This window comes from Caballeronia sp. ATUFL_F2_KS9A, assembly GCF_023630765.1.
Classification (GTDB): Bacteria; Pseudomonadota; Gammaproteobacteria; order Burkholderiales; family Burkholderiaceae; genus Caballeronia; species Caballeronia zhejiangensis.
Genome location: NZ_JALQEK010000053.1, coordinates 58254 through 81270 on the forward strand (window position 1 = coordinate 58254; position 23017 = coordinate 81270).

General features: G+C 63.7%; 21 protein-coding genes. 14 read left to right on the forward strand and 7 right to left on the reverse strand.

Features of this window, described 5'->3' with window-relative positions:
* Positions 1-40: 40 nt before the first annotated feature.
* Complete coding sequence (locus NCS67_RS29900) at positions 41-979, reverse strand: TauD/TfdA dioxygenase family protein (protein ID WP_008345425.1); 939 nt, start codon at positions 977-979, stop codon at positions 41-43.
* A 267-nt stretch (positions 980-1246) separates the two neighbouring features.
* Positions 1247-2077, reverse strand: coding sequence for a CmcJ/NvfI family oxidoreductase (locus NCS67_RS29905; protein WP_250437733.1), 831 nt, complete (start codon positions 2075-2077; stop codon positions 1247-1249).
* A gap of 322 nt (positions 2078-2399) precedes the next feature.
* On the opposite strand from NCS67_RS29905, the gene NCS67_RS29910 reads away from it, so the two are divergent.
* The 6 genes from NCS67_RS29910 to NCS67_RS29935 are packed head-to-tail and all read left to right on the forward strand — an operon-like array spanning position 2400 to position 10302.
* Positions 2400-3644, forward strand: coding sequence for an acyl-CoA dehydrogenase family protein (locus NCS67_RS29910; RefSeq protein ID WP_250437734.1), 1245 nt, complete (start codon positions 2400-2402; stop codon positions 3642-3644).
* A 27-nt stretch (positions 3645-3671) separates the two neighbouring features.
* Complete coding sequence (locus NCS67_RS29915; protein WP_008345420.1) at positions 3672-5069, forward strand: LLM class flavin-dependent oxidoreductase; 1398 nt, start codon at positions 3672-3674, stop codon at positions 5067-5069.
* Positions 5066-6772, forward strand: a complete 1707-nt coding sequence (locus tag NCS67_RS29920; protein ID WP_250437735.1) for an ABC transporter ATP-binding protein — start codon at positions 5066-5068, stop codon at positions 6770-6772. The genes NCS67_RS29915 and NCS67_RS29920 overlap by 4 nt, the downstream gene beginning before the upstream one ends.
* Positions 6708-8429, forward strand: coding sequence for an ABC transporter substrate-binding protein (locus NCS67_RS29925; RefSeq protein WP_250437736.1), 1722 nt, complete (start codon positions 6708-6710; stop codon positions 8427-8429). The genes NCS67_RS29920 and NCS67_RS29925 overlap by 65 nt, the downstream gene beginning before the upstream one ends.
* Positions 8430-8434: 5 nt before the next feature.
* Complete coding sequence (locus tag NCS67_RS29930; RefSeq protein ID WP_250437737.1) at positions 8435-9427, forward strand: ABC transporter permease; 993 nt, start codon at positions 8435-8437, stop codon at positions 9425-9427.
* The gene (locus NCS67_RS29935; protein ID WP_008345413.1) at positions 9424-10302 is read left to right on the forward strand and encodes an ABC transporter permease; all 879 of its coding nucleotides are present in this window, start codon (positions 9424-9426) and stop codon (positions 10300-10302) included. Before NCS67_RS29930 ends, NCS67_RS29935 begins: the two co-directional genes overlap by 4 nt.
* Positions 10303-10325: 23 nt before the next feature.
* On the opposite strand, the gene NCS67_RS29940 is transcribed toward NCS67_RS29935, so the two are convergent.
* A complete protein-coding gene (locus tag NCS67_RS29940) occupies positions 10326-11138 on the reverse strand; it encodes a MetQ/NlpA family ABC transporter substrate-binding protein (protein WP_502801885.1) in 813 nt (270 codons plus the stop codon).
* A gap of 179 nt (positions 11139-11317) precedes the next feature.
* Between NCS67_RS29940 and NCS67_RS29945 the strand changes: the two genes are divergently transcribed.
* From NCS67_RS29945 to NCS67_RS29955, 3 genes are all read left to right on the forward strand, one after another.
* Positions 11318-12493 carry an acyl-CoA dehydrogenase family protein gene (locus NCS67_RS29945; protein ID WP_175982445.1) on the forward strand — a complete coding sequence of 392 codons (1176 nt, stop codon included), beginning with the start codon at positions 11318-11320 and terminating at the stop codon, positions 12491-12493.
* A 16-nt stretch (positions 12494-12509) separates the two neighbouring features.
* Entirely contained in the window at positions 12510-12803 is a 294-nt protein-coding gene (locus NCS67_RS29950) for a hypothetical protein (protein WP_350029146.1), read from the forward strand.
* Positions 12804-12922: 119 nt separating this feature from the next.
* The gene (locus NCS67_RS29955) at positions 12923-13741 is read left to right on the forward strand and encodes a MetQ/NlpA family ABC transporter substrate-binding protein (protein WP_175982444.1); all 819 of its coding nucleotides are present in this window, start codon (positions 12923-12925) and stop codon (positions 13739-13741) included.
* A 297-nt stretch (positions 13742-14038) separates the two neighbouring features.
* Here NCS67_RS29955 and NCS67_RS29960 read toward each other — a convergent pair whose 3' ends face one another.
* Entirely contained in the window at positions 14039-15475 is a 1437-nt protein-coding gene (locus NCS67_RS29960) for an MFS transporter (protein ID WP_502801886.1), read from the reverse strand.
* Between the two features lie 24 nt (positions 15476-15499).
* Positions 15500-15973, reverse strand: a complete 474-nt coding sequence (locus NCS67_RS29965) for a nuclear transport factor 2 family protein (protein ID WP_250437739.1) — start codon at positions 15971-15973, stop codon at positions 15500-15502.
* Between the two features lie 234 nt (positions 15974-16207).
* Here NCS67_RS29965 and NCS67_RS29970 point away from each other — a divergent pair, with 234 nt between their 5' ends.
* The 3 genes from NCS67_RS29970 (at position 16208) to NCS67_RS29980 (ending at position 18723) form a co-directional block, all read left to right on the forward strand.
* Positions 16208-16834, forward strand: coding sequence for a TetR/AcrR family transcriptional regulator (locus NCS67_RS29970; protein WP_250437740.1), 627 nt, complete (start codon positions 16208-16210; stop codon positions 16832-16834).
* A 461-nt stretch (positions 16835-17295) separates the two neighbouring features.
* The gene (locus NCS67_RS29975; protein WP_250437792.1) at positions 17296-18177 is read left to right on the forward strand and encodes an NmrA family NAD(P)-binding protein; all 882 of its coding nucleotides are present in this window, start codon (positions 17296-17298) and stop codon (positions 18175-18177) included.
* Positions 18178-18261: 84 nt separating this feature from the next.
* Entirely contained in the window at positions 18262-18723 is a 462-nt protein-coding gene (locus NCS67_RS29980) for a MarR family winged helix-turn-helix transcriptional regulator (protein WP_008345403.1), read from the forward strand.
* Positions 18724-18798: 75 nt separating this feature from the next.
* Here the strand turns inward: NCS67_RS29980 and NCS67_RS29985 are convergent, their stop codons facing one another.
* The gene (locus tag NCS67_RS29985; RefSeq protein ID WP_250437741.1) at positions 18799-19980 is read right to left on the reverse strand and encodes an MFS transporter; all 1182 of its coding nucleotides are present in this window, start codon (positions 19978-19980) and stop codon (positions 18799-18801) included.
* A gap of 144 nt (positions 19981-20124) precedes the next feature.
* Here NCS67_RS29985 and NCS67_RS29990 point away from each other — a divergent pair, with 144 nt between their 5' ends.
* Positions 20125-20994, forward strand: coding sequence for a LysR family transcriptional regulator (locus NCS67_RS29990; protein WP_284504204.1), 870 nt, complete (start codon positions 20125-20127; stop codon positions 20992-20994).
* A gap of 34 nt (positions 20995-21028) precedes the next feature.
* Here NCS67_RS29990 and NCS67_RS29995 read toward each other — a convergent pair whose 3' ends face one another.
* Complete coding sequence (locus NCS67_RS29995) at positions 21029-21835, reverse strand: phytanoyl-CoA dioxygenase family protein (RefSeq protein WP_008345400.1); 807 nt, start codon at positions 21833-21835, stop codon at positions 21029-21031.
* A gap of 103 nt (positions 21836-21938) precedes the next feature.
* Between NCS67_RS29995 and NCS67_RS30000 the strand changes: the two genes are divergently transcribed.
* Positions 21939-22847, forward strand: a complete 909-nt coding sequence (locus NCS67_RS30000) for a LysR family transcriptional regulator (RefSeq protein ID WP_008345399.1) — start codon at positions 21939-21941, stop codon at positions 22845-22847.
* Positions 22848-23017: the final 170 nt, after the last annotated feature.

Genomic DNA, 23017 nt, shown 5'->3' on the forward strand with positions numbered 1-23017 from the left:
GGCGATGCGATCGCCGGTGCATGGGGTATCGCGCCACGCGTCAGGCGGTGCGCGTTTCCTGCTTGACGATGCGGCTCTTGCGCCCGTCGATGCCTACGGGCACATCGCCGTGCACGGTCGCGCGACGCACGACGCGATGCGCATCGGCGTAATCGGCCACCGCGTAATGCTGCGTCGCGCGGTTGTCCCAGATCGCGACATCGCCTTGCGTCCAGCGCCAGCGCACGGTGTTTTCGAGGCGCGTGACGTGATCGTGGAAGATTTCGGCGAGACGGTCCGAATCGCGCTGCGAAAGACCGATGAAGCGCTGCACGAAGTGACCCAGCACGAGCGTGCGTTCGCCCGTTTCCGGATGCACGCGCACGACCGGATGCTCCGTTTCATAGAGCGTCGAGGTGAATTGCTTGCGGTACTCGCGCTCGGATTCCGTATCGGGCACGTTGCGCGTGGCGGCATAGTCGTAGGCGTTCGAATGCAGCGCCCAGAGTTTGTCGGCGAGATCGCGCAGCGCTTCCGGCAGGTTCGCATATGCGGCGGCCGTGTTGGCCCATACCGTGTCGCCGCCGGCGGGCGGGATCACGACGCCGCGCAGAATCGAAATCTTCGGATAAGCATCGACGAACGTGACGTCCGTATGCCATGAATTCGCGCGCGTGCCATGCTTCGAATCGAGTTCGAGCAGACGGCTTCCACTCGAAAGCGACGGCACGGTCGGATGCGCGACGGTCTCGCCGAAACGCGCGGCGAAGGCTTCCTGCGCGGCGTCGTCGAGATGCGACTGGCCGCGGAAGAACAGCACCTTGTGTTCGAGCAGCGCATTGTTGATCGCGGCGATGGCGTTATCGTCGAGATCGGCGGAAAGCGTCACGCCGCGCACTTCGGCGCCGATGCGCCCGCCGATCGGGCGCACCTGGAACGGTTCATTCGACGTGACGGGAGACAGCGTGGATTCGGCGGCGAGCGTGGAAAGTTCGGACATCGAAAATCTCCGTTGTGGTTTGCGTTTGTCGGATGCAGGCCGCATTCGATGCGACGGAAACATTGAAGCATCGACAAGACGCGTCGCCAACGAAGCGTTTCGACTATGCATATCGCTGCAATCCCGCGATGCTTTCCCGCAGCTCGCCCATTGCGCGCCGTAGCCGAATTCGTTCGTTGCTTTCGCGGCCGCGTGCGATGCCTTCCTCTGCGATACCGAGTTACCTTTTCGTATTTGCAGCGCGTACCAGGCTTGCTCGGAAGTACCTCAGAAGAACAGCAGGCTGCGCAACTCGATGCTGCGGCGTGGCCGTGCATCGGGCGGCGATGCGGGATCGTCGAAGGCCGTGTGCGCGGTGAAACGCGCGACGCCGTCGCCGGCCGAGTCGTAGATCTTGATGAGCAGCGCCTCGTCGGGCGACATCAGCGGGAAGTAGTACCAGCGATGCAGCGGGTTATGCACGAACGCGTAGGTTTCGCCCGTCACCGTCGGATAGATGAAGTCCTGCGCGACCGCATCGCGTTCGTCGATGCTGCGCGAATCGCACAATGCGAGCGGTGACGATTCCACGACCTCGCCCACCGGCCGCCACAGATTGACGATCGCAAAGCGCCCTTGCAGCAGGCGGGCGGCTTCATCGGCGGGAAGATGATCGCGCATCCGGCGCGGCCCGGAAACGAAGGTCTGATCGTTGTGGATCAGATGCACCGGCTCCTTCACGCCGTTCGCGCGTGCGGCCGCGCCATCCCGCAGTGTGTGATCGAAGATGACGACGCGCTTCGCCCCCGTCCATTGCTTCAGCAGGCGCTCGGATTGCGGGTAGTAGACCGAACGAATCGCGGCATCGTCGGAGAAATTGCTGAGCGCGCTCGCTTCGCGATGCAACTCGAAACCATTCCGGTCCAGCGACAGGCCGCCCGGCGGCGGTCGCAGCCGCGCATTCGAAATCCTCACCGCGTGCGTGCGATATTCGCCGGTGCGGCGCGGCACGCCGGGCGGCGGATCGTAGGCGTAGGAGGCGGGCTTCACGCCCGTAGGCACGAGATAGTTCAACCCGGCCTCGACTTCGACCGGCTGCTCGATCACGACATCGCTCATGATTGCACGCCCCGCTGGCTAGGTTCGACAGATCGAATCTAGGCTCGCCGGAACGGTTCAACAACGAAGCTTTTCTGCAATGCATTGCACGCGAGGAACGCGCGGCATCGTCAGACGGTCGATCAGCCCGAGCGCAAGCGCGACCAGCGGTGGCTCGAGGTCATAGCTGCTCGCCTGGCCCACGCGCCTGCCGCGAAGATGGCCGTCGACACCAGATAACGGCGAATAGCGGCGATTGCGCTTAGCTTCTGATGATTCATCGTTTAGCGTTGGCGCACGGGTTGCAGATAATCGACGCTTTCACGAATCACATCGGAGCGCCATGCCTTTCGATCGCAATGCTCCCCTGCCTTCCGGCGTCGAAGTCGGCGCAGCGTGGGGTCCCGGTCCCACTGAACGGTACGCCGCGCTCGCCGCGCGCTTTCGGCCCGTGTTCGCTCGCATCCGCGCACAGAGCGTCGCGCGCGAGCTCGAACGCCGTCTTCCCACCGACGAAATCGCCTGGCTGCGCGACGCCGGCTTCACGTCCTTGCGCGTGCCGGCCGACTATGGCGGCCAGGGCATCCGCCTCGTCGAATTGTTCGAATTGCTGATCGAGTTGTCGGAAGCCGATTCGAACATCACGCAGGCGCTGCGCGCGCACTTCGGCTTCATCGAGCACGCGCTCGACAGTCCCGTCGAACGACGCGAGCGATGGCTCGCGCGGCTCGCGAAGGGCGTCATCGTCGGGGCGGCGTGGTCCGAGACGGGCGAAGCGCCGCGCAGCCAGTTCGCGACGCGCCTCACCCGCGACGCGAACGGCTGGCATCTGAACGGCACGAAGTTCTATACGACCGGCTCGCTCTTCGCCGACTGGATCCACGTCGGCGCAACCGATGCGGACGACGAGGCCGTGTCCGTCACGGTCGATCGTCGTGCGGACGGCGTCGAAGTGATCGACGACTGGGACGGCATGGGCCAGCGCCTCACCGCGAGCGGCACGAGCCGCTTCGACAACGTGAAGGTCGACGAACGCGAAATCGTCGCGGGCCGCGCGCCGTTCCCGTACTCCGAAGCGTTCTATCAGCTCGTGCATCTGGCGACGCTCGCGGGCATCGGCCGGGCCGTCGCGAGCGATGCGGCCGCCGCCATCGCCGCGCGCACGCGCAGTTACAGCCACGCGGTCAGCACGCGCGCCGCGGACGATCCGCAATTGCTGCAAGTAGTCGGCCGCGCCCGCGCGCACGCCTGGACGGCCGGCGCGATCGTCGCGCAGGCGGCGCGCGCGCTCGAACGCGCGGCGGCGTCGTTCGACAGGCCGGATGCGCTCGCCGTCATCGCGGAAGCGGAGATCGAGATCTGGCAGGCGCAGACGGTCGCGTCGCAACTCGTTCTCGACGCGAGCGCGAGCGTGTTCGACGCGCTCGGCGCATCCGCGACGCTGCGCACCGCCGGGCTCGACCGCTACTGGCGCAACGCGCGCACCATCGCGTCGCACAATCCGCGCATCTACAAGGACCGGATCGTCGGCGATTTCGCCGTGAACGGCACGCTGCCGCCGGGCCAATGGCGCATCGGCGTGGCCTGACTTTTTCTTCGATCGCCCCGCCCTTTCATGAGCAAGAAGCACATCATTCTGAACGCGTTCAACATGAACTGCGTCGGCCATATCAATCATGGCCTCTGGACCCATCCGCGCGATCGTTCGACGGACTATCGCAAACTCTCCTATTGGACCGACCTCGCGAAGCTGCTTGAGCGTGGCCTCTTCGACGGGCTGTTCATCGCGGATATCGTCGGCGTGTACGACGTTTATCAGCAATCGGTCGATGTCACGCTGAAGGAGTCGGTGCAGTTACCCGTCAACGATCCGATGATGCTCGTCTCCGCGATGGCCGCCGCGACGCAGAACTTGGGCTTCGGCATCACCGTCAATCTCACCTATGAAGCGCCGTATCTGCTCGCGCGGCGCTTCTCGACGCTCGATCATCTGACCGAGGGACGTATCGGCTGGAACATCGTGACCGGCTATCTCGACAGCGCCGCCCGCGCGATGGGCGCAACCGAGATGATCGCGCACGACGAGCGCTACGATCGCGCCGACGAGTATCTGGACGTGCTCTACAAGCTGTGGGAAGGAAGCTGGCAGGACGATGCCGTGCTGCGCGATCGCGAGGCGCGCGTGTTCGCCGATCCCGCGAAGGTGCGCAAGGTGCGGCATCGCGGCCGTTATTACGACGTCGACGGTTATCACCTGTGCGAGCCGTCGCCGCAACGCACGCCGGTGCTGTTCCAGGCCGGATCGTCGGGGCGCGGCCAGGCGTTCGCCGTGCGTCATGCCGAATGCGTGTTCGTGTCGAGCCAGAGCAAGGAAGGCACGCGCAAGCTCGTGAACGCGCTGCGCGCGCAAGCCGTCGAAGCCGGACGCGATGCGGGCGATCTGAAGATCATCATGGGTATCACCGTGGTAGTCGGCCGCACGCAGCGCGAAGCCGAAGAGAAGTTCGCCGAGTACGCGCGGTATGCGAGTCCTGAAGCGGGTCTCGCGCACTTCGCGGCGGGCAGCGGCATCGACTATTCGACCTACGCGCCCGATGACGAACTCGCGCCGCCCGGCGGCCACAAGGGACGCGGCATCGAATCGTCGGTGCAGCGCGTGACGGACGGCAAGCGCGGCGTCACCGTGCGGCATCTGCTCGACCAGATGCAACTGGGCGGCCGCTACACGACGATCGTCGGCGACCCGGTTCAGGTGGCCGACGCGCTGCAATCCTGGGTCGACGAGGCCGGCATCGACGGCTTCAATCTCACGCGGACCGTGACGCCGGAAAGCTACGAGGACTTCATCGATCTCGTCATTCCGGAATTGCAGTCGCGCGGCATCTACAAGACGGCGTATGCAGAAGGCACGCTGCGCGAGAAGCTCTTCGGCGGCGGCGCGCGGCTCGGCGCGCGTCACACGGCCGCCGGCTTCCGCGATCCGTCCGGGCCGGCCGACAGGCAGGCGACATGAGCGCCGCGACGGCCCTGCTCGAGATCGACCAGTTGAGCGTGTCCTTCGGCGGCCATGCGGCGGTTCGCCCGTTCGATCTGACGATCGCGCGTGGCGAGATCGTCGCGCTCGTCGGCGAATCGGGCAGCGGGAAATCGACCGTCGCGCTCGCGACGATGGGACTGCTGCCGGAACGTGCGCGCGTGCAAGGCGCGATCCGCTTCGAAGGGAAACCGCTCTTCGCGCAAAGCGAGCGTGAATGGAGCGCGCTGCGGGGCGATCGCATCAGCATGATCTTTCAGGAGCCGATGACCTCGCTGAATCCGCTTCAGCCCGTCGGCAAGCAGGTCGCCGAAGCGCTCACGCTGCATCGCCCGATGTCCGCGCAGGCCGCGCGCAAGGAAGCGCTCGAGCTGCTCGAACTCGTGCATCTGCCGGAGCCGCGCCGGCGCTTCGCGCACTATCCGCATCAACTGTCGGGCGGACAGCGGCAACGCGTGATGATCGCCATCGCGGTCGCGTGCCGCCCCGGCCTCCTGATCGCCGACGAGCCGACCACCGCGCTCGACGTCACCATTCAGGCGCAGATTCTGGCGCTGATCGACCGCCTGCGGCGCGAACTGTCGATGGCCGTGCTGCTCATCACGCACGATCTCGGCGTGGTCGGGCGCTGGGCGGATCGCGTGGTCGTGATGAAGGACGGCGCGAAGGTCGAGGAAGCATCGAGCCGGCAACTGTTCACGCAGCCCGCGCAACCGTACACGCGCGCGCTGCTCGGCGCGTCGCTGCATTTCGGCGCGGGACTGCATTATCGCGACGCGCGGCTCACCGACGCGCCGCGCGCCAAGCCGCGATCCACCGCCGAAACGCCCGCGCGCGTGTTGCTGGACGCCCGCGACGTGCGCGTCGACTACGACGGCGTGCGCGCCGTGGACGGCGTCAGCTTCGAGATTCGCGCGGGCGAGACAGTGGGCCTCGTCGGCGAATCGGGATGCGGGAAGTCATCGCTGTCGCGCGCGCTGACGCGGCTCGTGGAGCCCACGGGCGGGCGCATCGTCTTCGACGGCGACGATGTCACGCATCGTGGACGGCGTGCGTTGAGGCCCTATCGCCGCCGCGTGCAGATGATCTTTCAGGATCCGTACGGCTCGCTCAATCCGCGTCATACCGTCGAACGCACGCTCGGTCATGCGCTCGCCATTCACGGCGTCTCGAACCGGCGCGAACGGCACGACAGGATTCGCCGCATCGTCGATGCCGTCGGTCTGCCGGAATCGGCGCTGCGGCGCTATCCGCACGAGTTCTCCGGCGGGCAGCGGCAGCGCATCGGCATCGCGCGGGCGCTCGTGCTGCGGCCGGAACTCGTCGTCTGCGACGAGCCCGTGTCCGCGCTCGACGTCTCCATTCAGGCGCAGATTCTCGACCTGCTCGCCGACCTCAAGCACGAGCTGGGCCTCGCGCTGCTCTTCATTTCGCATGACCTGTCGGTAGTCCGCTATATCGCCGACCGCGTGCTCGTGATGCAGGCGGGACGCATCGTCGAGAGCGGCGATCACGCTTCGATCTGGACTTCGCCGCAACACACCTACACGCGCGCGCTGATCGACGCGGTGCCGTCATCGCATGCGCCATTCTTATTCGATACAAGGAAAATTGATCGTGACTTTCAAGCGCAAGCCGCAGCCGACCTCGACCTCGACCTCGACGCTTCTGTTCCGCGATGATCCGCTGGGCGCCGCCGTGGCCGATCTGAAGCGGCGCAGGCTGCTCAAGGGCGCGGGCGCGCTCGTCGCGGGCGCGGCGACGCCGTTCGTGTTCAGGGGCAACGCCTGGGCCACGACCGAAACGACGCCGATCACGCTGAACGGCGCGAAGCGCGGCGGCACGCTCACGGCGGTCATCCATCCGGAACCGCCGACGCTCGCCTTCTTCGTCAATTCCGCGACGATGATCGGCGCGGTCGCAAGCAAGATCTTCGACGGCCTCGTCGAATACGGCCCGGACCTCAAGCCGCGCCCGCAGCTCGCGGAGAGCTGGACCGTCTCGCCCGACGGCCTCGCATGGACCTTCAGGCTGCGCCGCCATGCGCTGTGGCACGACGGCCAGCCCTTCACGTCCGCCGACGTCAAATTCTCAGCCGAGGAAGTGTGGTTGAAGATCAGCCCGGCGTCGCGGCGCGTGCTGCAATACCTGACGAAGATCGATACGCCGGATGCGCATACGGTCGTGCTGCATCTGTCGAAATCGACGCCCGCGACCTTCGGCATTCTCGATTCGCTCGGCACGCCGATCCTGCCGAAGCATCTCTATGAGAATACGGACATCCGCAACAATCCGTACAACAACAAGCCGGTCGGCACGGGTCCGTTCAAGTTCACGGAATGGGCGCGCGGCGACCGCATCGTGCTCGACCGCTTCGACAAGTATTGGGCGCCGGGTCAGCCGTATCTCGACCGCATCACATGGAAAATCACGCCCGACGTTTCCGGCCGCGCGACCGCGCTGGAAACCGGCGCGGCGCAATATGGCGAACGCAATCCGGTGACTTTCGCCGATGCCGACCGGCTCGCGAAGCTGCCCCATCTCGTCGTTTCGCGTGAAGGCTATAACGGCTACGCGGCGTGGCTCTGGCTGGAACCGAATCTGCGCGATCCGATTCTCGGCAAGCTCGAAGTGCGTCAGGCGATCGCGCACGCGATCAACCGCGACGTGCTCGTCAAGACCGTGTGGGGCGGCTACGCGGTGCCCGCGACGGGGCCGGAGTCGTCGCTGGTGAAGTCTTTCTATACGGCGGATACGCAGCAGTATCCGTACGATCCGAAGCGCGCCGAGGCCTTGCTCGACAAGGCCGGATTCCCGAAGAAGGCGGACGGCTGGCGCTTCAAGCTCGATCACGATTTCATTCCCTACGGCGACGACTATCGGCGCACCGGCGAGTTCGTGCGTCAGGCGCTGCGGCGCGTGGGCATCGACGTGAATCTGCGCGGACAAGACTTGCCGACGTGGATCAAGAACGTCTTCACCGATTACAACTTCCAGCTCATCAGCAGTTGGGGCACGGACGGCCTCGATCCGCAGATCGGCATCGAGCAGCATTACTGGTCGAAGGCGGCCTCCAACGGCACGCCGTGGTTCAACGCGTCCGGCTATGCGAGCACCGAGATGGACCGCGTGATCGAAGCGGCGCAGACGGAAACCGATCCGGCCAAACGGCGCGACCTGTACGTCGAGTTGCAGAAGATCGCGCAGCGCGACCTGTCGCTCATCAATCTGTTCGAGTTCCGCTGGTTCGGCGTGTGGGCGAAGGACTTGCGCAACGTCACCGACACCGCCAGCCATTCGCGCGCCAATTTCGCGCGCGTCTGGTTCGACAAGGCGTGACCGTCATGCGGCTTACATCGGCGCTCGCGGGACGCAGGATCGGGCACAGGCTGATTCAGCTCGTGCTCGTGCTGCTCGGCACCACCGTGCTCGACTTCGTGCTGCTCAAGCTGATGCCCGGCGATCTCGTCGATGTCATCGCGAGCGAGAGCGGCAACGTGTCGCCGCAATACGTCGCGCAGTTACGCGAAGCATATGGCTTGAATCACGGCGTCGGGTGGCAACTGCTGCATTACATCGAACATGCGCTGCGGCTCGATCTCGGCTTTTCGTTTCGCTTCGGCGAACCGGTCGCGTCGCTGATCTTCGCGCGCCTGCCCGCCACGCTCGCGCTGATCGGCACGGCGCTCGTCGTCTCCGTGAGTCTCGGGCTCATGCTCGGCGTGCTCGCCGCGCGCCGCCCGCACGGCGTCGTCGATACGCTCGTCTCCACGCTCGCGACCATCGGCTATTCCGCGCCGATGTTCTGGACCGCGCTGCTCCTGATCGTCGTCTTCGGCGTGCATCTCGACTGGCTGCCGATCGGCGGTGTCGCCGATACCAACGTTGCGCATCGCGGCGTTTCGCGCCTGCTCGATCATCTGCGCCATCTCGTGCTGCCCGCCGCGACGCTCGTGCTGTATTACGTGGCCATCTTCGCGCGGCTCGCGCGGGCTTCGATGATCGAGACGCTGCAGGAAGATTTCATCCGCACCGCGCGCGCGAAGGGCGGCCGGCCGTGGTACGTGACGACGCGTCATGCGCTGCGCCATGCGGTGCTGCCCGTGCTCACGATGCTCGGCCTGCAGGGCAGCGCGCTGATCGGCGGCTCGGTGATCGTCGAGACGGTGTTCGGCTGGCCGGGGCTCGGGCAACTGTCGTTCGAGGCCATCAAAAGCCGCGACGTCAACCTGCTGGTCGGCGTGCTGCTGCTCTCGGCGTGTCTCGTCGTCCTGCTCAATCTGATGGTCGATCTGCTCTACGGACTCGTCGATCCACGCACGAGGTCGAACCGATGAAGCCGCTCACTTTCCTGCGCCAGCCTTCCGCGTTCGTCGGCGCGCTCCTGCTCGCGCTGGCGCTTGTCGCGGCGCTCTCCGCCAACTGGCTCTTTCCCGGCGATCCGCTCGACATGGTCGCCGCGCCCTATCAATGGCCCGGCGCCGATCGCGCGTTTCCGCTCGGCACCGACCTGATGGGCCGCGACCTGCTCGCCGGTCTCTTTCACGGCGCGCGCGTCTCGCTGTCCGTCGGCGGGACGGTCGCCGTTATCGCGCTCGTGCTGGGCGTGCTGATCGGCGGCGTCGCGGGTTACTTCGGCGGCGCGATCGACCGCGTGCTCATGGCGATCACCGAGTTCTTCCAGACCGTGCCGCCGTTTCTGCTCGCGATCATCCTCGTGGCGATTCTCACGCCGTCGCTTTCGACGATCGTGTTCGCGCTCGGCGTGACCGCGTGGCCGGGCATCGCGCGGCTCACGCGTGGCGAGTTCATCGTGCTGCGCGAGCGCGAGTTCGTCCGCGCGAGCATCGCGCTCGGCGCAAGCGATGCGCATCTGATCTTCATCGAGATCCTGCCCAACGCGCTCACGCCGATTCTCGTTTCGACCGCGCTGCTCGTCGCGAACGCGATTTTGTCGGAGGCGGCGCTGTCGTTTCTCGGGCTCGGCGATCCGAACGTGGTGAGCTGGGGCTCGATGGTCGGCACCGGGCGCGAAGCGCTGCGCACCGCGTGGTACATGATCGCGGTGCCCGGCTCGGCGATCGCCCTGACGGTGCTCGCGCTCAATCTGCTGAGCGATGCGCTGCACGCCGCGTTCAATCCGCGTCTGTCGAGAAGCCGCCGCGACGATGCGGCGTCGCGGCTCGAAGCCGTCGAAGGGCTGCGGCCTTGAGCGTTGCGCCGCAGCGTTCCCGCTTACTGCGCCGGCTTGGAGAATCCCGCGAAGCGCTGCTCGATCACGCGCGCGAAATCCGCCGACCGGTACGCGTTCGCGATGTCCGTCACATACGGCTTGTTCAGATCGGCCGTGCGTACCGCAACGAGATTCGGGTAGTACGGCGGAATCTTTTCGAGCAGGAGCGCGTCATTGAGCTTGAGGCCGGCCGCGAGCGCGAAGTTGCCGTTCACGAACGCATAGTCGACGTCATCGAGCGAGCGCGGCAGTTGCGCGGCTTCGAGCGGCACGAGCTTGATCCTGTGCGGATTCGACGCGATATCCCGCTCCGACGATTTCACCGGATCGACGCCGGACTTGAGCGTCACCCAGCCGAGTTGCTGCAACAGAATGATCGCGCGCGCCTGGTTGGTGACGTCGTTCGGCAGCGACACGGTCGCGCCGTTCTTCAGCTCGTCGAGGCGCTTGTGTTTGTGGCTGTAGAGTCCGATCGGCGCGGTGGGCACCTTCACGAGCTCCGAGAGCGCGAGCTTGTGGTCCGCCGAGAACTTCTTGAGATACACCTCGTGCTGGAATGCGTTGGCGTCGAGCGCGCCGTCGGCGAGCGCGAGGTTCGGCTGCACGTAGTCGCTGAACTCGACGATCGTCACCTTGTAACCTTCCTTCTCCAACTGTGGCTTGATACCGTAGCGAATCTGGTCCGAGTACGGACCGGCCGTCGCGCCGAAGCGAATCTCGGGCTTGTTCGGATCGGCGGCCTGCGCGAGCGATGCGATCATTGCGCTCGATGCGATGGCCAGCACGCCGGCCCGCAACGGATGGAACTTCTTCATTGGGTTCTCCTCTTGCTTCGCGCGCGCGAGGCAGCGAAGCGGTTATCGTCGATGGTGCGCGACAAGCTTACAAATCGGCCCATCCAAGCCAAACCAATGTATTTATCTATGGTTTTCCGGTTTGACGCCAAAGCCGGGCATCGAACACGGCGCACCCTTCATCGACAGGAGACACTGCAATGAGCCGCACTCAAGACGCCCCGTGGGCCGAGCCTTTGGAAGCGGTGCTGCGCGAATGGGCGAAAACCGCCGCGGCACGCGACAAGGCCGGCGGCACCGCCTTTCATGAGCGCCGCCTGTTGCGCGAGAGCGGCCTGCTGCGACTGTCGTTGCCGGTGGAGTACGGCGGCGACGGCGCTCCGTGGTCGACGACGCTCGATGTCGTCAGACGGATGGCACGAGTCGACAGCTCGCTCGCGCATCTGTTCGCGTTCCATCATCTGCAACTCGCGACGATCCGCCTCTTCGGCAGCGATGCGCAGATTCGCCATTGGTCGCGTGAGACTGTCGCGCAGGGCTGGTTCTGGGGCAACGCGCTCAATCCGCTCGACAAGAGCACGCGCGCGCTGCCAGGCGACGCCGGCGGCTATGTCTTCGATGGCCGCAAGAGCTTTTGTTCCGGCGCCCGCGATTCGGACCAGCTGCTCGCGTCCGCGTTCGATGGCGACGGGCGGCTGCTGATCGGCATCACACCGACGAATCGCGCGGGCATCACCGTGCTCGACGACTGGGACAACATGGGGCAGCGCCAGACCGACAGCGGCACGGTGATCTTCGAGCGCGTGCCCATCGCGGCGGACGAATTGCTGCTCAATCCCGGACCGCTTTCCAGCCCGTTCGCGACGCTGCGGCCGCTGCTCGCGCAGTCGATCCTGTGCCATATCTATCTCGGCATCGGCGAAGGCGCATTGCAGGCGGCGCGCGACGCGACGCTCGCGCAGACGCGGCCGTGGATTGCCTCGCAGGCCGAGCGTCCCGCCGAGGATCCGTACGTGATCGCGCACTACGGCGACTTCTTTGTCGCGCTCGAAGGGGCGTGTCTGCTAGTCGAACGTTCGATGCAGGCCTTCGATCGCGCGTGGGCGCGCGGCCTTTCCCTCACCGAAAGCGAGCGCGGCGAAGTGGCCGTCGCAGTCGCCACGGCGAAGGTTGCGGCGGCGCGCGCGGGGCTCGACGTCGCGCATCGCATGTTCGAAGTGACGGGCGCGCGCTCGACGACGGCGGCGTTGCGGCTCGACCGCTTCTGGCGCAATGTGCGCGTGCATACGCTGCACGATCCGCTCGATTACAAGGTGCGCGAACTGGGCGACTGGGCGCTCAACGGACGAATTCCGAAGCCGTCGTTCTATTCGTGAGACGACGCGCCGCGCCATGCGCTTTCGCCATGGCGCGCGGCCATTCCAGCAAACTGCGCGCGATCTTCAGGCCGCGCACTATTCGAATCCGGAAGTGGACCGACTGCTCGGAGCGGCCTCGGTGGAAACCGACGAAAACAGGCGCCGTCAGCTGTTCCGGCAGTTCCAGCAGATCGTGCATGACGATATTCCGTCGATCGAGTTCGGCGCCAATCCGAACATCACGATCGCATCGACCAAAGTGAAGAACCATGCATCCACAGGCGAAGGTCTGAGAGGCAATTTCGCGGACCTTTACATCCTGCCGTGACGCGCGCCGAAACCGAAGGCAGGCCGGCATAAGGTTATGCCAACGGATTGGTTATCGGAACGGGATCGGATCCATAGAATGACCGGGTTCGCCATCCTCACGACAAGGACACAGCTCTCGTGCAACGACTCTCCCTTTCCCTCCTGCGCGCGCTGCTATGCGCATTTTTTGCCGTGGTCGTGAGCGCGACCGCGCAGGCGGAAACGCCCTTGCTCAAGATCGGCGTGACGAGCGGACCTCATGAGGAAATCTTCGAGGCGGTGAAAAAGGTCGCGGAGCGCGACTACGGTCTGCGCATCAAGATCGTGTCGTTCAACGACTATATTCAGCCCGACGCGGCCCTCGACGCAGGCGATCTCGATGCCAACAGCTACCAGCACCGGCCTTTCCTCTCCTCGCAGATTCGCGCGCGCGGCTACAAGCTGGTCGGCATCGGCCGCACGTGGATCGGGCCGATCGGACTCTATTCGAAGCGTTACCGGAAGTACTCGGACCTGCCGGACGGCGCGACCATCGGCATTCCGAACGATCCCGCCAACGAGAGCCGGATTCTCCTGCTGTTGCAGAAGGCGGGCAGCATTCGGCTGCGACAGGGCATCGATCCTGTCACGGGCGTCAACGCGACGCCCCTCGACATTATCGACAATCCCAGGCACTTCCGATTCAAGGAAGTGGATGCGGCGCAGCTTCCGCGCACGCTCGACGATTTCGACGCCACGACGGTCAATGCGGACTATGCGATCAAGGCCGGACTCAACCCGGCGAAGGACACGATCCTGCGCGAGGACGGCTCCGGGGTCTACGCGTGTCTGATCGCCGTACGCGAGCAGGATGCGAACAAGCCGTGGGTGCAGCAGATCGTCGCCGCCTATCAGTCTCCCGAAGTCAGGCAGTTCATCCTGTCGCGCTATCGAGGCGCGATCATTCCGGCATTCTGAGGGGCCGACAGACGCGCCTTCGCCGACCGATGCAAACCGCGGATAAGACACGATATCGCGCCGGACGGACTTCGCGCTCAGCGCGACAGAGACTGCGGAGCGTGCCCTCGCGGATGTGTATCGAGCGCGGGGGAGGCGTCGTCTTCCGGCTCGGCGGACAGGTCCCGCTTGAAGGTGCCCGAGCGCCGGTCCTGGCGCATTGGCGCTCGAACCGACGATGGTGCTGGCCGAAATGGCACGGGGTCGCCATCGACATGTCCACGGCCCTGCAATGCCGTGAGTGATGGCGCGCCGGACTCAACGAGGCGCCGCCCTCGCAGCGGCATGAATGCTCGATCTCGAAGCGACGATAGACAGGACGGCCGAAACGGTCAGACTGCCGCCGACGCACATCATGGCGATGACCAGTGCCCTGGCCAAGGTCACCGAATCCGGCGAAGTCCCCGCGACACTGAAGAAAACACCGCCGATGACCGCGACACCCAGTGCTGCGCTGATTTGCAACGCCGAATTCGTGATGCCCGCGATCATCCCGGAACCGGTCGCCGGTGCGCGATTGATAACCGAGCGCACCAGCGTCGGCAGCGCCCAGCCCTGACCGAATCCCAAGAGCGCTACTGCTCCTATCAGCGGAAACTGAGCCGGCATCTGTCCGGGCGCGCCGGCCACGAGGGCGGCGAGGAGTATGCAGCCGGCGGCCTCCAGCATCATGCCGATGGCGGGGACGCGGTCGCCGAAGAGGCGAATGGCCAGCGGGGTCGTCAGCGGCCCGATGAAGGCGCCGACCCCGAACGGCAGGAAGACCAGCCCTGTCTCGAATGGGCTCATCCCAAGCGCCGCCTGGAGGTAGACGGAGAACGTCAGGAAGAATGCAGAGACGACGTAGAAGAAGAGGACGCCCGTAAGCCCGCTCATCAGGCCGGGCCTGCGGATCAACTCCACGCTGATTAGAGGCACACCGCCTCGGCGGGCGTAGGCCATCTCATATCGGCAGAAGCCCACCCCGGCGACGGGGGATGCGATCAGCATTGCGCAGGCCCACCACGGCCAATCCAGTTCCCGCCCTTCGACCAGAGGCACGATGAGCAAGCCCAGCGTGAGTGCGCAGAGCAGCACGCCGATTCGGTCTACAGGTGCCGGGCTGTCACCGCGGACGTCGGGTAGCAACGGCAGCCCGAAGATCAGAACAGCGGCGACGACGGGCAAGTTGATGAGAAAGACGACGCGCCACTCAAGGTGAAAGACGTCCGCAGAGATCAACGCGCCCCCGAGCGCCTGCGCGGCTACGGCGGCCAGACCCACCGCCGCGCCGTATAGGCCCAAGGCGCGCGCACGCTCTTTCTCTGGAAACAGGGCGTGAATGGAGGCCAGTCCTTGCGGCGCCATGGCGGCGGCGCTCAGACCCTGCAGCACTCGCCCGAGGATCAGTATGGCGGGCGACGATGCGAGCCCGCAGATCACCGATGTCAGTCCGAAGCCCGTGACGCCGATCAGATAGATACTTCGTCGTCCGAATAGATCGCCTAGCCGTCCGCCTGTGATAAGGAAAACCGCGTAGGCCGCGGCATATCCGGAAATGACGAGTTGCAGCTCCGCAGCGCTCGTGTGGAGCGTGCTTTGGATGGACGGCAGGGCGACGTTCACGATGAAGAAATCCAGCGGCGGCAGAAATGCGCCCACCAGCAACACCGCGAACGCCGACCATCGACGTGTGGAAGAGGTTGTCATATGCATAAGTCCCGGCGGCCGCGGGCCGCATCAAGCCGGACGGCCGAAGCGCTCCGTTCCCGCGATGGGGTGCCAGTTCTGGAGCGGCGTCGCGTAGTGCATGGTGAAGGTGCGCTCCACGAATGCCCAGCGGCCTTCGCGTCGCTGATAGATGTCGCGGTATTGGCCGCTCACCTGTAGCGTGCCCTGATCGACGTCGTAGAAAAGACAGTCCGCCGCTACAAGGCCGTGGCCGTTGTCTCCGTCCACCGTGATTAGCGCGTTCGCCATCCAATGATGCATGTGGGGCATGCGCTTCATGTTGATGCGCGCTTGCGCCAGGATCGCCTCCAGGCCATCGGAGTTGCCGTTCGCGCCCAGGTGCAGTCGCGAATCGGGATGCCAGAGCGTGGCCAGCAGCTCGATATTCATGGTGTCGAACGCCTCGGCGTAGTTGGCGATCAGCGCCTCGATGGCGAAGCGGCTTTCGATGGCGTCAAGACGTGCTTCGAGTTCTTTGGACATTGGCTTATTCCATACCGAATGGTACACAAATAGCTAAAAAAACGCGGGATTCGTGTGATGACCCCGCGCGGCTCCGGCTTTACATACCGAATGGTACATATTTAAAAGAATACGGAAGGCTGTGTCAACCGCTTTCTTGAACGGCCCGCTGACATGCACCAGAGGTGCCAGCTCGCGACTTGCAACGAAATTATGTATCGACTAGTATGTATATTTCGACTGAAGGAGATGTTCATGGTTCAGCGGGGTCGGCCACGCACGTTCGACCGCGATGCGGCAATCATTTCGGCGATGCATCTGTTCTGGGAACATGGCTATGAATCGACGTCTTTGTCGCAGTTGAAGGCCGCGATCGGCGGGGGCATCTCCGCGCCCAGCTTCTATGCGGCCTTCGAGTCCAAAGAGGCGCTGTACAAGGAGGCGCTGGAACGATACATGGAGATTTACGGCAAGGTGACGCGCAGTCTCCATGACACGTCGCTTCCGCCACGGGAGGGCGTGTTTCTGGCGATGCTTCGGTCGGCAAGGATGCAGACCGAGAGCGGCCACCCGAAAGGCTGTATGGTCGCGCTAGGCGTTGTGGGGGCCAGTTCCACCGGCAGCGAAGCCGTCACTCAGTTGCTTCGTGAGGTGCGCAATCGCACGCGCGCTGGCTTCCGCGCCTGCGTGGCACGGGGCATCAAGAGTGGGGAGCTGCGCAGCAGCACGGATCCGGCGTCGCTATCCATCGCGCTCGACTGCTTTTTTCAGGGGTTGTCCGTGCTCGCCCGCGATTCAGTCCGGCATGCCGTCATCGAGAAGGCCGTGAACGACGCGATGGGGATCTGGGATGCCGCAGTAGACCGGCCGATGCCGCAGTAGTAGCGCGTGGTGCCGTGGAAGGCACCGATGCATATCATCACGATCGCCCATTCCCGCCGCCGCGCATGTACCGCTGTTAGCACCGGCAACACGCGGCCGGCCTCGTATATGTCGCGATACTGCTTCCGCTGTCCGTTCACGCGCTTCCAGATGACAAGGTAATCGCCCGCGTCATTCCGCAGGGACTCGGCCATCGGCCTTGCTGTCGCATCCGAATGAGGATGACCGGAAACTGGCGGGGATAGCGCTCTCCGCGCTGTATTCGACGGGGCGCATGGCGCATGGCGAGCGGCAGAGCGCGTCGTCTCCCTGCTTTCGTTTGAAGGATGTCTGTCGGCCGAATTTGCGCCGACGCTCCGCTCTGCGTGAAAGAGCCGACAAAAAACTTGACTATACGAGCATATGCACCTAATCTTCATCTCAAGAGAGCATATGCTCTCACTTTCAAACGGAGCGAAGCGATGAACAAGCCTGAGATTCTTGTGAGCGGTGCAACCGGACGGACCGGAGGCAATGCTATTGACGAACTGCTCGAGATGGGCAAACGCGTGCGGGCATATGTGCGTACCGATGACGATCGAGCGGAAGCGCTGAGGCAGCGCGGCGTCGATGTCGCGGTCGGGGACTTTACCGACATCGACGATATTCGGGCAGCGATGGAAGGCATCCGATCGGCCTATTTCCTTCATCCGATTGCGCCGGGAATCATCGGGGCCGCGGCCTATTTCGCGCAGGCAGCAAAGGAAGCGGGCGTCACGGCGATCGTCAACATGTCGCAGATTTCCGCGCGTCGGGAATCGATGAGCCACGCAGCACAGGATCACTGGGTCTCCGAGCGAGTCTTCGATTGGTCGGGTGTCGCGACTACGCATTTGCGCCCGACGTTCTTTGCCGATTGGCTCGTCTATCCGCATTTCGCGCGGGAAATTTGGGCCACGAAGAAGATCGAATTTCCGTTCGGCAACGGCCGTCACGCGCCTATCTCCAGCGACGATCAGGGACGCGTGATCGCCCACATCCTCGCCAACCCCGAAGGCCACGAGGGCAGGACCTACACGCTCCACGGCCCCGTCGAGATGAATCACGTCGAGATCGCAGCCAAAATGAGCGAGGTTCTCGGCGCCCGGATCGAATACGCGCCGACTTCCATCGAGGAGTTTCGGATCAAGATGGAAACCCTTTACAAGTTTCCGCCGTTCCTCACGCAGCATCTGGTCGAAGTCGCGCAGGACTATCGCGACGGCATTTTCTCGGGCACCAACGACGCCGTCGAGAAGATCACCGGGAAGCCGCCGCTGTCGGTCCAGGAGTTCGTCGCGAAGTATCGGGACGCCTTCGTGTGAACAGGTCCTTGAATAGCTATCGCCGCACTTTCGCACGACGCGCGCGTAAGCTTCTCGCAATTAACCGAATGAGGAGTGCAACGGATGTTGCCAGTAAATAAGCCGCTCGGCATCGATCAATGCAACTGCTTCGCCGTGAGGAAGGCGAGCAGGCAGATCTCCCGACTCTACGATAGCCATCTCGAGCCCTCGGGTCTGCGCATCACGCAATTCCTCACCCTGGCCGCCCTGCGCGAAGTGGGAAGTACCCCGGTCAACGCGCTTGCCGAACGGCTCGATATCGAACGAACCGCGATGGGGAAGATGGTGGGCTTCCTGGAGCGCGACGGTTTCGTCACGATCAAGCCCTCGCCCACCGATGGCCGCAGCCGCCTTGTCGAACTCACCAAGGAGGGACGGCGCCTGCATGAAAGAGCAGCCCCTCTCTGGCAGGAAGCGCAACGGGAGTTCGAGCAGTTGAACGGTGCGGACAACGTTCTCGCGTTACGAGAACGGTTGAGAGGGGTACTCATCGGCGACGTGTCGATGCGTTCGTCGGAAGACTGAGCCTTCCGATGCATTGCGGCAAGAACGTCATTCGTCAAGCACGTGTTCCGCAACCAGATCACCGCACATGTCGAATCAATCGCGCAAACATCTTTCCTGCACGCCGGCACCGGCCACCCCCGGTCCGGCCTGCAACGCCAAAGACCCGCACGCGAGAATGAGGCCGACACCACACACTCCCGGCCATTGCCATACGCTCCACGCCCACACGCCCAGCAACGAACCGAGCGCGCCGCCCGCGAAGCGAATCGTCATATACAGCGTGTTAATGCGGCTCATCGCATCGCTCCTGATGCTCATGCTGCGTGCCATGTTTGCGACGTGTGCGCTTTGCAGCCCGAAATCGAGAAGGATCACACCGGCGATCAGACCGGCGATACCGTAGCCCACCCACGCGAAGATTGCGAACGCCATGAAGAAAATTGCGGAGCTCGCCAAAACCACAAGACGCGGATTGCGCTTGTCTATCAGCTTGCCCGCTCCCGTCGAGGCCAGCGCTCCGACCACGCCCACAAGTCCGAACAGACCGGCGATCTCGCTGCCGTAATGCGCATTCATGCTGCGCAAATGAAACGTCAGCGTGACCCAGAATGCGCTGAACGCAGCGAATTGAAGGGCCGCGATCGCCGACGTCCGGCGCAAGAGCGCCTCTTCGCGGATCAGCGTCCATAGCGAACCCATCAGGCGTCGGTACGTGCCCGACCAAGTCGGCGTCGAGCGAGGCAGCCTGTGCGACACTACGGCGGCCGTGACAAGCATCGCTGCGGATGCAAGCCAGTACACGGTCCGCCATCCGCAATGCTGGGCGATCGATCCGGATACCGTGCGCGACATGAGGATGCCGGATAGCAATCCGAACATCACGATGCCGACCGCTTCGCCGCGTCGCTCGGGTCCTGCAATTTGCGCCGCGAAGGGCGTGAGCAACTGCGGCGCGACGCTGGTAAGCCCGGTCAGGAAACTGGCGGCCACGAGCCAGTCGAGTGTCGGTGACACTGCCACTGCGGCGAGTGCGAGGCTCGAGATGCACAGCAGCGTGCCCAGTATCGAACGTCGATCGAGCTTGTCGCCCAGCGGAACGAAGAGCAGAAGTCCGAGCGCATAGCCGGTCTGCGTCGCAACCGATGCTGCACCGGCTGCGCGCTCGGTGGTGTGAAACGTGAGCGCGAAGTCGGCGAGCAAGGGCTGGTTGTAGTAGTTGTTCGCGACCACGATGCCCGCCGCCGCGGCCATCAGCCAATACACCGACCGTTTCATCTCTGTGCTCCTCAGGCTGCGCCCCGCCTTTGCTATTCCGTTTGCGACGAATGTAGACTATTCCGGATTTCGCCAGTATCCCTCTGGTGCGGCAATCACCCTTGCTGAATACGGAAGAGCCGAATCATGGACCGCCTCGAAGCAATGAACGTCTACGTGCGGGTCGTCGATGCCGGTAGTTTGTCGGCCGCCGCGCGCGCGATTCCGATGTCGCTAACTTCGGTCAGCAGGCACATTTCGGCGCTGGAAGAGCATTTCGGCGCGCAACTGCTTCGACGCACCACACGCCATCTCGCGATGACCGACGAAGGTCGCATCCTGTACGACCGCGCGAAGGCAATCCTTGGCGAAGTGGATGAACTCGGCAGTGCGATGTCGGCGGGGCGTGGCAAGCTCTCTGGCCGCCTACGGCTCAGCGCGCCGAACCTGCTCGGCCGGCTGGTGATCGCGCCACTTTTGCCGCGCTTTCTCGAGCTTCATCCGGACGTGGCTGTTGATCTCCTGCTCGTCGATCGTGCGGTCAATCTGGTCGACGAGGGTCTGCATCTCGCGGTGCGCATCGGGCGTCTGCCGGATTCGAGCCTCGTCGCGCGCAAGCTCGGCGACATTCAGATGGTGACCTGCGCAGCGCCCGCGTACCTCGCGCATCGCGGCACGCCTCATACTCCCGGCGATCTGCGCAAGCACGACTGCCTCGTCTTTTCAGACGCACCTGGGGCCGTTGACTGGCGCTTCGAGTCGCGTGCGATGCGCACGCGCGTCAGCGTAACGGGCCGTCTGTGGATGAATAGCCTGGACGCGCTGGTACTGGCGTCGATTCAAGGTGCCGGGATCGTGCGCGCGCCCGCATGGCAGGTCGCGGAGCACGTCCAGTCGGGTCGCTTGCGGCCCGTCCTGGAGATGTACGCACCGCCCGCAACGCCGGTCCACGTGCTGTTTGAACGCGTGAAATTGTCGTCGCCGAAAATCCGGATCTTCGCCGACTATCTCGTCGAACATTGGCCATCCGCGTGACCGTCTTGCGCCAGGCAAGCGACGCCGCGCAAGTTCAACCGATCCGAACGCTGTCGAGAATCTCGTCTGAACCGGCCTCGAGCGGAGCGAAATTGGTCGAGCGCACATAATCCGGTCGCGGCTGCTCTACTTCTTCAGGCTTGTTCTTCACCTGATTGTAGACGATATAGGCCTGCCATCGATCGTCACCGGACAGGTTATGACCCGAAGCATGCACAATGTTCGCGTCGAAAAACACGACTGTTCCCGGGCGGCCGATGATAGGCACGGCCTTGGGATGGCTCGACAAAATATCGAGCATGGTCGGCTTCGGTACCACGTAGAAGCGATAACCGGTTGCCTCGTCGAACGTCGGATCGAGCGAACCCAGTTTGTGGCTCCCCGGGATGAAGTAGAGACATCCGCCCATTTCGGTCGGCTGGTCGAGCATGACCAAGGCGGTTGTCATCCGCGGCTCTTTCACGCCGTCGATATGCCAGGTGCCGAAGTCTTGATGCCATTGCCAGACGGAACCGTCGATTGCCGTCTTCAAATTGCACTTCGTGTGATAGACGTAGAGCTGGTCATCGTCGATCAGTTGTTGTGCCGGCCCGAGCAATCTGGGAGAGCGCACTGCGGCGTGAAAAACCGCCGATGCCGTCGGACTTTCTGTCTCGTGAACCTTGTAGATGGTTTTTGCAATGCCGCCCGTTTTTTCCCGGACAAGATGGTCGGTGTCAATCTTCTGGATTCGGCGCAACTCGCTCTTCATATGCGCAATTTCTTCTTCTGAGAAAAGCTCCGGCAGAACAACGAATCCATCGCGCTCGTATGCTTCCAACTGTGACGCGGTAAGTTCCATGAGGGCTCTCCTGACTTGTCGGCGCAATGTCACGATCGTAAGACCGGTCACGTCCAATGTAAAAGATATAATAAGTTGCGTATCGATACCTCAGAGGTTCCACATGGAACTGCGTCATCTACGCTACTTTCTGGTGGTGGCACGCACACTCAACTTCACGAAAGCGGCGGATGAACTGCACATGGCGCAGCCGCCGTTGAGCCGGCAGATACGCGATCTGGAAGAAGAACTCGGCGTAGCGCTTTTTGAGCGACGGGGCAAACGAGTGTTTCTTTCGTCGGCGGGCCAGGTCTTCGAAGAACGGGCCAAGCGAATCCTGATGGAAACGAACTCCGCGATCGTGGATTCGCAACGCGCGGCACGAGGGGAAGTCGGCCGGGTGGCGGTGGGGTTCTTCGAGCACATCGCGTATACGCTGCTGCCGCCGCTCTTGCGCGAATTTCAGCAGCGTTATCCCGCGGTGACAGTCGAGCTTCGATGGTTTTCCTCCGCGGAACAGATCAATGCGCTCGACCGAGGGGACATCGATCTGGCGTTCGTCCGCTCTTTGCCGCCTGATACGCGACTGAACAGCGTCTTGTTGCTTCAGGAGCCGTTTTACGTTGCTATCGCCAAGGACAACCCACTCGCAGCAAAACGGCGGATTTCCATCAAGGACTGCAGGCAGTTGCGCGTCATCAATTACCGGAAAGATGTCGCGCCGGACTATCACGCCACCATCAACCAGTTGTGCGCGCTTGCCGGATTTTCCCCATCCACGAGCTTTGAAATGGGGCAGATCTACGCTTCGCTTGGCCTCGTAAGCGCCGGGTTTGGCGTGACGCTCGTACCGGCGTCAGTTCAACGAACGCACATGGACAACGTCGTCTATCGTCCTCTGCGCGAACAGCACGCGAAAAGCGAACTCTACCTCGCGTGGAAGGAACCCGGTCCGCCCCCCGCGCTAGGCTCTTTTGTTCAACTAGCGCGCGAGATAGCCGCGCACTACCCGCGAAAAGCGAAGGTCGAGTAAGCGCGAAGCGGTACGGCGTCAATGGCGATGAACAGGTTGGTTTTGAAAAAGGGAAAATGTCGGCGAACCTGCTCTGCTTTGCTGCCACCCTATGCGACGCTGATGCGATTGCTCGATCGCCACGCATTCGGCAAGATTCGGTGATCGCTTCGCCCGACGTCATCCAGCAC